Below are 11154 nucleotides of genomic sequence, written 5' to 3' on the forward strand. Positions count from 1 at the left end.
ATTTTAATTGAATTTAAGGAATCACCTAATTTAAAAATAAAGAGTAGGATTGCCTCAAAAATTGCATCCAAATTTTAAATTTTGTTTTTTAAATGTATCTTGAATTGATGCTGGTAGATAATCATTCTTTCTTATTGAGGATGATGCAAAAGACATCATTTTTTTAGAATTTATTTTTCATTAAGATTTTTGATTAGCTAAATATTTAAAAAAACTTATCGATTGGTTCGAGAATAGGTCAATGTAGTGTACAGATGAAAAGCCGAAACATGAGTTTCGGCTTTTTTGTTTTCAAAATTATCAGGAGTTTGCTTCCTTAAGAACTTTGAAAGCAAAATAAGCAACTTAAGTTTAAGTTTGGTTTTTCTCAAGATGTTGATATGGGACTCGATACAGGTATTTTTCGTCTTCAGTACAAAGGGATGATAAACCGTAAGATTTATTTTATTATTAGTATGATTAATTTTGTAAGCTTGTATGTTTCACACTAACAAAGAAGATAAGGCAAAAATATAATCTATGGGAAATCATAATCTTCCAATTGACAAAACGCAATTCGGTAAAACACAAGATGGAATTGCAATTGAACAATATACCTTAAGAAATATTCATGGATTAGAATTAAAAGTGATTACCTATGGTGGGCGAATTACGTCTTTAAAAGTGCCAAATAAAAAAGACAATTTTGAAAATGTGATCTTAGGATTTGATACTCTTCTTGACTATGAGAGAGACAATTCGTTTTTTGGTGCCTTGATTGGTCGTTATGGAAATCGTATCGCTAACGGAAAATTTACCTTAGATGGAACGGAATATAATTTAGCGACCAACAATGGTAAAAATCATTTACATGGTGGTGTTGATGGGTTTGATCGTGTGGTTTGGATGGCAGAGCCTATTGAAGGCGAGAAAAACTCAGTCTTAAAGTTGGCTTATTTAAGTAAGGATAATGAAGAAGGGTATCCTGGCAATTTGAAGGTTTTGGTCACTTATACATTAACAGATGAAAATGAATTGGAAGTAACCTATGAAGCAACTACCGATAAAACAACGGTTGTAAATTTAACGCAGCATGCCTATTTCAATTTAACGGGTGACTTTTCTAAAGATATTTTGAATCATGAAGTAGTCATTGATGCAGATGCCTATTTGCCTGTAGATGAAACTTTAATTCCTACAGGTGAAATCAGAAAGGTAGAAGGAACACCATTCGATTTCAATTCAGCTAAAAAAATCGGACAAGACATCAATACTCAGAATGAGCAATTAAAATGCAGTCAAGGCTATGACCATTGCTGGATTTTAAATGGAGATAAAGGATCAATGCGATTTGTAGCTTCTGCTTATGATGAAACCAGTGGTCGTTTTATGGAGGTTTTTACAAACGAGCCAGCAGTTCAGTTTTATACTGCTAACTCCCAAGAAGGAACTTATAAGTCCAGAACTGGTTTTTGCTTTGAAACACAGCACTATCCAGATTCACCGAATCATCCAGAATTTCCTACAACAGAATTACATCCTGGAGATACGTATTCAACACAAACGATCTTTAAATTTTCAACTAAATAACTAAGGATTTCTCAAGAACAACCGAAGCACTTTTTGTGTAAAAAAAAGAGCTTGGTGTTTAACCAAGCTCTAAATAATTTTAGTACACTCTAAAAATTAATTGTCATCGCCATCAATTTCTTCAACGGCTTCCTCTGTAGCTTCCACAGCTTCTTCAGTTTCTTCGACGACATTATCAATAGCCTTTCCAGTTTTTTCTAATGCGCCTTCAGTTTCCTCAACTGCTTCTTCAGTAGTGTTCTCAACCGCTTCCGCAGCTTTTTCTGCTTTTGTTTCTCTACAAGATGATACAGAGATGATTAAAGCAAATACCAAAACGATGTTTAAGATTAATTTTTTCATTGGTGTATTAATTGTTTTTCATTTTATCTGCAGCGTCGTTTAATGCATCAGCACCTTTTTCTTTTGCGTCGTCAATAGCATCAGCAGCTTTGTCCATTGCGTCTTCAGCGCCTTCTTTTACTGAATCAGCTGCTTCTTCTACAGCATCTTTAGTGTCTTCCATTGCTTCTTCAGCAGAATCAGCTGCATCTTCCATAGCCTCACCAGCTTCATCAACAGCATCTTCCATAGCTTCACCAGCTTCTTCTGCAGCGTTTTCAATTTTATCTGCAGCTTCTTCAGCACCTTCTTTTGTTTCTCTACAAGATACAGACACAACAAGTGCCAATACTAGAGCGATGTTTAAAATCAGTTTTTTCATTGTAATAGTTTTAGTGTTAATTAATAATACACGAAATTAATAAGTAAAATTGAAATGACCTTAAAAATTTTAACTTTTGTTAACATTTTTAATGCGCTTTACTTAATTTCAGGTTTATATACGTATAGAATCCATAATTTGGATGACAGCGCCTTTATTTTTTTTAATAAAAAAAGCATTGCTTTTCCCTAATTCCTGTCTATAGTCTTTTGAGTCAATTAATTGGTGTAGTGTTTCTTCCAACGATTTGTAGTCATTTACTGAAATAACACCAGCTTCAGAAATCATATTTGAGGCTTCCGGAAACTTGGAATGATTATTTCCTATAAGAATTGGAACACCAAAAACGGCTGGTTCAAGAATATTATGTAGTCCAGTCGTTCCCATGGCACCTCCAACATAAGCAATGTCAGCATAGCTGTATACTTTAGATAAAATTCCTATCGTATCCACAATAAAAACAAATTTGTTAGCTTTTTCTTCTCGATCTTTTTCTGAAAAGCGTATGTAAGGAACTTCCAATTTTTTTGTTATCGAATCAATTTGGGCATCATTGATGTTGTGAGGCGCAATAATAAACTTAAGGTTTTGGGAAACGTTGGCATTTATAAAAGGAATCAATATTTGTTCGTCTTCAGGCCAAGAGCTTCCTATAACAACACATAAGGCTTCTCCCTTAAATTCTGAAATAAAATCTAGTGTGTTGTCTTCAGACAGTTGTCTGCTAACACGATCAAAACGTGTGTCTCCTGAAACACTCACATTCGTAATATTAATGGATTCCAATAAGACTTTGGAAGCATCTGTTTGCACAAAAATATGCTCAAAGACTTTAAGAGCTTTTCGAAACGGGTTGCCATACCATTTAAAATAAGGTTGCTGTCTTCTAAATTGTGCCGAAATCAAAATGGCTCTTAAATCTTTTCTTTGAAGTGCTTTGAGATAATTAGGCCAAATATCATACTTCACAAAAACGGTAAATTCAGGATGTACAATATCGATGAATCTTTTTGCATTTGAAGGTGTATCAATTGGTAAATACACAACAACATCAGCTATTTTTGAGTGTTTGCGAATCTCATAACCAGAAGGAGAGAAGAAGGATAGCACAATTTTATAGGCAGGATATTTGTTCTTAATAGCTTCAAAAACAGGAAGCCCTTGTTCATATTCTCCTAACGAAGCACAGTGAAACCAAATGGTTTGATCATTTGGGCGTATGTTTTCATTTAAAATCTTAAACGTTTGTTTCCTACCTTCAACACCTAGCTTGATTTTAGGATTGAAAACTGCAACAATTTTTAAGATGAAATTGAGAATATAGATACTAAAAGTGTACAATACTTAAAGGTTTAAGTTGATGCTAAATTACTGTTCTTTGATATAATTTCATTGTTTTATGCTAACGAATTTTGTACTTTCGTCAAGTATGAAAAAAATTCAAATGGTTGACCTTAAAGGTCAATATAGTAAAATAAAAGATGCTGTAGACCAGTCTGTTCTTGAGGTTTTGGAATCTACAGCTTACATTAATGGACCAAAGGTTCATGAATTCCAAAAAAATCTAGAAACGTATCAAGGTGTAAAGCATGTCATTCCTTGTGCTAATGGAACCGATGCCCTTCAAATAGCGATGATGGGACTTGGGCTACAGCCAGGTGACGAAGTGATTACTGCCGATTTTACCTTTGCAGCAACCGTTGAGGTGATTGCACTTTTACAATTGACTCCAGTATTGGTAGATGTGGATCCTGTTACCTTTAATATTGATATTGAGGCCATAAAAAAAGCCATTACACCTAAAACAAAAGCAATTGTTCCCGTCCATTTATTTGGAATGTGTGCCGACATGGAGTCTATAATGCAGATTGCAGAAGAGCACAATTTATTTGTCATCGAGGATAATGCACAAGCTATTGGTGCTAATTATACATTTTCTGATGGTCGGAAAGCTAAATCTGGTACCATAGGTCATGTGGCTTCTACATCATTTTTTCCTTCAAAAAACTTAGGATGTTATGGTGATGGTGGTGCAATCTTTACTAATGATGATGATTTAGCACATACTATTAGAGGGATTGTCAATCATGGAATGTACGAGCGTTACCATCATGATGTTGTTGGTGTCAATTCAAGACTGGATTCGATTCAAGCTGCTATTTTGGATATCAAGCTAAAAAACTTAGATAATTACAATAAGGCGAGACAAAAAGCAGCTCGTGCATACTCCGAAGCTTTTAAAAATATAGACCAAATAATTACGCCTTCAGGAAAGAGCGAATGTCAAGGTATTTGCCATGATTGTGATTGTCATGTATTCCATCAATATACATTACGTATCTTAAATTCTGATAGAGATGCTTTAGTACAGCATCTAAATGATAAAGGAATCCCTTGTGGTGTTTATTATCCGATTCCTTTACATCGTCAGAAAGCTTATTTGGATGAGCGTTATAATGAAGCAGATTTTAAAGTTACCAATCAATTGGTTAAGGAGGTTATTTCACTCCCAATGCATACTGAACTGGATGATGAGCAAATCAATTTTATTACCACAACTGTAATAGAATTTGTAAAGGCTTGATAAGATGAGAAAAATTTTAGTTACAGGCGGATTGGGTTTTATAGGTTCCCATACGGTTGTTGAGCTTCAGAATGTTGGCTTTGAAGTGGTCGTGATTGATGATTTGTCCAATTCTTCAATTGATGTTTTGGAAGGAATTGCCTCAATTACAGGTAAAGCTCCAATTTTTGAAAAATTAGATTTAAAGGAAAAATCACTAGTTAAGAGCTTTTTCCAAAAGCATACAGATATTTCTGGTGTCATTCATTTTGCAGCTAGTAAGGCTGTAGGTGAAAGTGTTGAAAAGCCATTGTTGTACTATGAAAACAATATCAATACACTTATTTATATCTTACAATCGGTTCTGAATCTTGATGCATCGAACTTTATTTTTAGTTCGTCTTGTACAGTTTATGGTCAAGCAGATGAAATGCCAATAACTGAAAATGCTCCAGTTAAGCCAGCAGAATCGCCTTATGGTAATACCAAACAGATAGGAGAGGAAATCATTCGTGACACTTGTAAAGTCAATTCTAGTTTGAATGCTATATCCTTACGATATTTTAATCCAATAGGTGCTCATAAATCAGCTAAAATAGGTGAATTACCAATTGGAGTACCACAAAATTTGGTGCCATTTATTACACAAACAGCTGCAGGACTTAGAGATTGCTTGTCTGTCTTCGGAAATGACTATCCAACTACAGATGGTACTTGCGTAAGAGATTATATTCATGTTGTAGATTTGGCGAAAGCTCATGTTGTTGCTTTACAGCGTTTATTAAAAAATGATAATGTTTCTAATTTTGAAACATTTAATGTTGGTACTGGTGTGGGAAGTTCTGTATTGGAAGTGATCCAATCCTTTGAGCGTGTTTCAGGAGAAAAGCTGAATTATAAGTTTGCTGACCGACGCGAAGGTGATGTTATTTCAGCTTATGCAAATACTGATAAAGCAAACAAAGTTCTTGGTTGGAAAGCACAATCTACTCTTGATGAGGCAATGCTTTCTGCTTGGAATTGGGAAAAATCTGTAAGAAATATCTAAAAATTCGATTGTAAATCTGTTAACTGAAACGAAGGTTTCCTACATATTTGTTAATAATTAGAGTACATACTTAAGGATGTCTAATTTAATTTATTGATTAACAATGTTTTAATGTTTTAAATTTGGGATTGGTCTATCATCTTTGTTTATTTGGTGTTCATGCAAATTGAAAACCAATGAAATTGATTACCGTAAAACGAGAAACAAAACCAGAAGTTAGATTTACTAAAAAGATGGGTGCATTATCAATCAATGTGACCTATATCAAAAAGCAGTTCTTAAATATACCTTATAAAACACTTCATAAATATAGGGAAACCTATTACGGAGAAGTTAAGGATTGTGAAAATATTAATTTAGCAAGATAGTCAATTACAGACCTCTCAAATGAGAGGTTTTTTTATGCTTCTTGTTTTTGTCTTGAAGCTTTCACCCAAGCATAAACCAAAAGTAGTAAACCAAAGGTTACCGACATGTCTGCGACATTGAAAATTCCTGTTTTGAAAACACCTCCTAAATTGATAAAAAAGAAGTCGGTCACCTCACCAAACATAATGCGGTCGTACACATTGGCAATCCCTCCACCTGCTATACAGGAAAGCGCAATGGTACTTATCTTATCAAGCTCTTTATTGGTATAGATGTAATAGATGAGATAGCCTAATACCAAAACTGGAAGCACAAGCAAAAAGATGACTCTTAATGTATCGCTCATGTCACTTCCCATTCCCAAAAAGGCACCTTTATTATAAACATTGGTTAAAATGAATTTCTTACCAATAAGTTCAGTTTCTTCACCAATAGCAACATTGTTTCTAACGATTATCTTAGACACTTGATCAATGATAATATTAAAAACAATGAGTATAAAAATGCCTAGTTTCCGAGATATCTTCATTGGGTTTAGATGTTTGATTCAAATGATGCTGAAGCTGTTTCGACTTCTCTATTGATTTTCTTGACCAAGCCTTGCAACACTTTTCCAGGGCCAACTTCAGTGAAGAGCGTTGCACCATCTGTAATCATTTGTTGTACAGACTGTGTCCAACGAACTGGAGCTGTCAATTGGGAAATCAAGTTGGCTTTAATTTGAGACTCATCTAAGACTGCATTGGCAGTTACGTTTTGATATATCGGACAATTAGGTTTATTAAATGTTGTATTTTCAATAGCAGCTGCTAGTTCTTCGCGAGCAGGTTCCATTAAAGGCGAATGAAACGCACCACCAACAGGTAACACCAAAGCACGTCTTGCACCTTCCTCTTTCAAAACTTCGCATGCTTTATTAATAGCATCTACTTCTCCTGAAATTACTAATTGTCCAGGGCAATTATAATTGGCGGCAACGACAATGCCTTCAGTCATGGCACATACCTTTTCAACAATATCATCATCTAAACCTAAAACAGCAGCCATGGTGCTTGGTTGCAGTTCACAAGCCTTCTGCATTGCTTGCGCTCTTTGGGAAACTAATTTAAGTCCGTCCTCAAAATTTAAGGTGCCATTGGCAACCAAAGCTGAAAACTCACCAAGGGAATGACCAGCAACCATATCAGGTTTAAAACTATCTCCCAAAACCTTAGCTAAAACTACTGAATGTAAAAAGATAGCAGGTTGTGTGACTTTAGTTTGTTTCAGGTCTTCATCGGAACCTTCAAACATGATATCTGTGATTGAAAATCCTAAAATATCGTTGGCATTTTCAAATAAATCTTGTGCGATAGACGATTGCTCATAAAGGTCTAATCCCATTCCTGAGAATTGTGCACCTTGACCAGGAAAAATATATGCGTTCATTGATTCTAAATTTTAATGTTGCAAAAATAGGAATTAATATTCTAATGCTAATGAAGCTTCTAAGCTTCCATGCGTAAATGAAATCTACTTTTAATGAATACAGAAAGTTATTTCCTCACATAGGTAATGAAGGAAAAGGCATATTTGTGTTTATCATCTGCATCATGCGTTTTACGATTGACTTCAGTCCACTTGGAGGCATCCAATTCAGGAAAGAACGTATCAGCATTTTCAAATGAGGCATGAACTCGTGTTAATTCAATTTTATCAGCAAAATCCATTGCTTGCTCATAGATTTGTCCGCCACCAATAATGAAAGGTTGATTGTCGTGTCTGGCAGCATCTAAAGCATCTTCTAAATTATTAACAACAAGAACGCCATGAGGTGCTTGGTAACTTTCTTGTCTTGTAATGACAATATGAATACGGTTTGGCAAAGGTTTTGGGAAGCTCTCGAAAGTTTTTCTTCCCATAATGATGTGATGCCCATTGGTTAACGATTTAAAACGTTTCAGGTCATCACTTAAATGCCAAATCAAATCATTGTCTTTGCCGATAGCGTTATCTTCTCCAGCTGCTACAATGATGGTGAGTTCAGACTTTTTTTTTCCTGAGGAATCCTGGATTTGCTTAGCTTCATTATAAGCTTGGGATTTAGCGATTTCCATTTCCTCTTTCAAGTACTCTTTTTTAAGTGCTTCAATACGCTCCTGTTGTTTTGCAACCAAAGCTTCACGTTGTTTGTCTTCCCAAGTTTTTCCCATAAACTGGTGGGTGACAAAAACAGTTATAAAATGATATAAGAGAATAAATAACCAAAATCCAATAGCAAAAACAAACCACTCTAACCCAGCAATTGTAAAGTTCTTTCCTATTCCTAGAACGGTATTTGCTAAAATAATAAATACAGCACCAATAAGGAATATCACAAAATGAATGTATAGTCGTTTCTTTTGCTTTATGCGTTTTTCAGCAGTTTTTATGAGCGCTAATTGCTCTTGATCTATTTTGGGTGTATTTTTCTTTTTTCCGAACATAATCTAAAATAATTACAAATATAAAGTTATGCTTTTTAACGCAAACGTTGTAATAAATTTAATTTAGAAAATAGTCTTTACAAACGCAAACGATGTAGTCTTAATTGTACTGAAAATCAGTCTTTAAGACCTTGAGATTTATTTGATAAATTCTTAGATATTAAGCATTTTTTATAACTAGTTTAAAGAAATATCTACTAAATATTATCAAATTGATAAATCTCTATTTTAGATGTATTAATTTGTTTGTGAGGCTTTTATTGTTTTATACATTTGCTTAAAATTAATTCATAATTATTATGGCAATTAAAAAACAATTTTTAAAGAGCAAACCAGTTTGTAAAGTTACCTTTACTGTACCAGCTGAAGAAGCAGATAAAGTAACTGTTGTTGGAACTTTTAATGAGTGGAACACTAAAAAAGGGGTTCAGCTTAAGAAACTAAAAAATGGAAGTTTTAAGGGAACTGTAGATTTAGAAACAGATAACTCTTATGAGTTTAGATATGTAGTTGATGGTACTTACATCAACGATGACCAAGCAGATGCTTACGCATGGAATGATTATGCTGCTGCTGAAAATGGTGTATTGAATCTGTAGTTTGTTAAAAAACTTAAATCAAAGGGCTTTCAATTTTGAAAGCCTTTTTTGGTTAGTGCTAATACAAATATATAGTCATTAGTAGACTGAATGGAGTATCTACGGCTACGCCTTCCCAAATGCCTGGTTCTTTGAATTTAGGAAGCCGTTTGGCTATTTTGATAGCTTCAATTGCAATTGCCTTATGGTTAGCTTTGGCATTGATGTTTTCTATCTTTCCTTTTTTGTTAATGGTGAATTCTAAAAGGAATTGAGTAGTTCTAGCTTTAGGCATCACAACGTTTGCCATTTCTATATCGAAGCTCATTTTGATAAAATTCATAATTTTACGTCTTGAGCATTCTTCTAATTCTTCATTACTTAGTTTCTCACTGCAACCTCTAAAAATAGGATATCGCGTAAGTCCTTCATTTGAATTTGGTATGATGTCAACTAAAATAGGCACAGCATAAGGGACTTCTACTGATTTGCCATCAAGCATAGCTGGTGTTAGTTTTGGCATCAACTTGGCAACACGAATGGCTTCAGCTTCAAGATATTGATCTTCAGCACGTGCGACAATATTGGAGATCAAACCATCAGTACCAATTTTAAATATAAGATGAATTCGTTTTTTGCCAGGCTCAAGATCGGATTCTTCATGCATCTCAGTCTTGAAATTTTTTTGGAAAAGCTCCATTATTTTTAGGGACATACAATCTTTTTTGTCGTGATTGCTTTTCTCTTTTTTACATCCTTCATAGATTGGCACAACACCATTCATACTGACGCTCCTACTTAACATGTTTGTTTTGAAAAACTCAATTCTATCGGTATTCTCTATGTCGTTTAGAGAATCCAATTCAGATTGACTTAAGATTTTTTCTTGACTGAAAAGAAATAAGCCATTAAGAAAAAGAAGCAAGACAAATACAAATGGTTTCATGTAAATTATACTGCAACAGCACCTTTGATATGTGGATGCGGATTATAATCTACCAAGGTGAAGTCCTCAAACTCGAAATCGAAGATATCCTTAATTTCCGGATTTAAAATCATTTTAGGTAGCGGTCTGATATCTCTCGATAGTTGTAATTCCAATTGCTCCAAATGGTTGCTGTAAATGTGGGCATCACCAAAGGTGTGGATAAATTCGCCTGCTTCATAACCGCAAACCTGTGCCATCATCATGGTAAGTAAGGCATAAGATGCAATATTGAAAGGCACGCCTAAAAAGATGTCAGCACTACGTTGATATAGTTGACAGGAGAGTTTTCCATCAGCTACATAAAACTGAAAAAAGGCATGGCATGGAGGAAGTGCTGCTTTTCCATTGGCTACATTGTCACTAAACGATTTAGTGGTATCAGGTAAAACCGAAGGGTTCCAAGCTGAAACCAACATGCGTCTGCTGTCTGGATTGTTTTTTAAAGTTTGGATGACATCTTTAATTTGATCGATGTCATCAGAATTCCAATTGCGCCATTGATGACCGTAAACAGGCCCTAAATTACCTTGTTCATCAGCCCATTCATTCCAAATACGGACTCCGTTTTCTGTTAAGTAATTAATATTGGTATCTCCTTTTAAAAACCAAAGTAATTCATAGATAATAGATTTTAAGTGGAGTTTTTTGGTTGTGACCATTGGAAATCCCTCGCTTAAATCAAATCGCATTTGATAACCAAATACGCTTTTGGTTCCCGTTCCTGTTCGATCTGCTTTAACATTGCCATGTTCTAAAACATGCTTCACTAAATCATGGTATTGCTTCATATCGTTTTCCGTTTGACGGTTTCAAATTCTGTCAAGATTCAAGAAATAAAAATAGAAATAAGGCACGAAATGGAAACATTTCC

General features: G+C 34.6%; 13 protein-coding genes. 5 read left to right on the plus strand and 8 right to left on the minus strand.

The window, feature by feature from the left end:
- Window positions 1–519 precede the first annotated feature (519 nt).
- The gene (locus tag AB9K26_RS04030; RefSeq protein ID WP_369971254.1) at window positions 520–1569 is read left to right on the plus strand and encodes an aldose epimerase family protein; all 1050 of its coding nucleotides are present in this window, start codon (window positions 520–522) and stop codon (window positions 1567–1569) included.
- 96 nt (window positions 1570–1665) lie between these two features.
- Here the strand turns inward: AB9K26_RS04030 and AB9K26_RS04035 are convergent, their stop codons facing one another.
- From AB9K26_RS04035 to AB9K26_RS04045, 3 genes are all read right to left on the minus strand, one after another.
- A complete protein-coding gene (locus AB9K26_RS04035; RefSeq protein ID WP_369971255.1) occupies window positions 1666–1911 on the minus strand; it encodes a hypothetical protein in 246 nt (81 codons plus the stop codon).
- A gap of 7 nt (window positions 1912–1918) precedes the next feature.
- Window positions 1919–2272, minus strand: a complete 354-nt coding sequence (locus AB9K26_RS04040) for a hypothetical protein (protein WP_369971256.1) — start codon at window positions 2270–2272, stop codon at window positions 1919–1921.
- Window positions 2273–2386: 114 nt separating this feature from the next.
- Window positions 2387–3613, minus strand: coding sequence for a 3-deoxy-D-manno-octulosonic acid transferase (locus AB9K26_RS04045; RefSeq protein ID WP_369971257.1), 1227 nt, complete (start codon window positions 3611–3613; stop codon window positions 2387–2389).
- An 88-nt stretch (window positions 3614–3701) separates the two neighbouring features.
- On the opposite strand from AB9K26_RS04045, the gene AB9K26_RS04050 reads away from it, so the two are divergent.
- From AB9K26_RS04050 to AB9K26_RS04060, 3 genes are all read left to right on the plus strand, one after another.
- Window positions 3702–4856 (plus strand): DegT/DnrJ/EryC1/StrS family aminotransferase, encoded by a 1155-nt coding sequence (locus AB9K26_RS04050; RefSeq protein ID WP_369971258.1) that lies wholly within the window; start codon window positions 3702–3704, stop codon window positions 4854–4856.
- Window positions 4857–4860: 4 nt separating this feature from the next.
- Window positions 4861–5883 (plus strand): UDP-glucose 4-epimerase GalE, encoded by a 1023-nt coding sequence (gene galE / locus AB9K26_RS04055; protein ID WP_369971259.1) that lies wholly within the window; start codon window positions 4861–4863, stop codon window positions 5881–5883.
- 176 nt (window positions 5884–6059) lie between these two features.
- Complete coding sequence (locus AB9K26_RS04060; protein ID WP_369971260.1) at window positions 6060–6251, plus strand: hypothetical protein; 192 nt, start codon at window positions 6060–6062, stop codon at window positions 6249–6251.
- Between the two features lie 32 nt (window positions 6252–6283).
- On the opposite strand, the gene lspA is transcribed toward AB9K26_RS04060, so the two are convergent.
- The 3 genes from lspA to AB9K26_RS04075 form a co-directional block, all read right to left on the minus strand.
- A complete protein-coding gene (lspA, locus tag AB9K26_RS04065) occupies window positions 6284–6781 on the minus strand; it encodes a signal peptidase II (protein ID WP_369971261.1) in 498 nt (165 codons plus the stop codon).
- A gap of 5 nt (window positions 6782–6786) precedes the next feature.
- The gene (fabD, locus tag AB9K26_RS04070) at window positions 6787–7680 is read right to left on the minus strand and encodes an ACP S-malonyltransferase (RefSeq protein ID WP_369971262.1); all 894 of its coding nucleotides are present in this window, start codon (window positions 7678–7680) and stop codon (window positions 6787–6789) included.
- A 107-nt stretch (window positions 7681–7787) separates the two neighbouring features.
- Complete coding sequence (locus AB9K26_RS04075; protein ID WP_369971263.1) at window positions 7788–8717, minus strand: dihydrofolate reductase; 930 nt, start codon at window positions 8715–8717, stop codon at window positions 7788–7790.
- 299 nt (window positions 8718–9016) lie between these two features.
- On the opposite strand from AB9K26_RS04075, the gene AB9K26_RS04080 reads away from it, so the two are divergent.
- Window positions 9017–9316, plus strand: coding sequence for an isoamylase early set domain-containing protein (locus tag AB9K26_RS04080; RefSeq protein WP_369971264.1), 300 nt, complete (start codon window positions 9017–9019; stop codon window positions 9314–9316).
- A gap of 58 nt (window positions 9317–9374) precedes the next feature.
- Here the strand turns inward: AB9K26_RS04080 and AB9K26_RS04085 are convergent, their stop codons facing one another.
- Window positions 9375–10241 (minus strand): energy transducer TonB, encoded by an 867-nt coding sequence (locus AB9K26_RS04085; protein ID WP_369971265.1) that lies wholly within the window; start codon window positions 10239–10241, stop codon window positions 9375–9377.
- Window positions 10242–10246: 5 nt separating this feature from the next.
- Window positions 10247–11071, minus strand: coding sequence for a thymidylate synthase (locus AB9K26_RS04090; protein WP_369971266.1), 825 nt, complete (start codon window positions 11069–11071; stop codon window positions 10247–10249).
- Window positions 11072–11154: the final 83 nt, after the last annotated feature.

This window comes from Psychroserpens sp. XS_ASV72, assembly GCF_041224425.1.
Taxonomy (GTDB): Bacteria; Bacteroidota; Bacteroidia; order Flavobacteriales; family Flavobacteriaceae; genus Psychroserpens.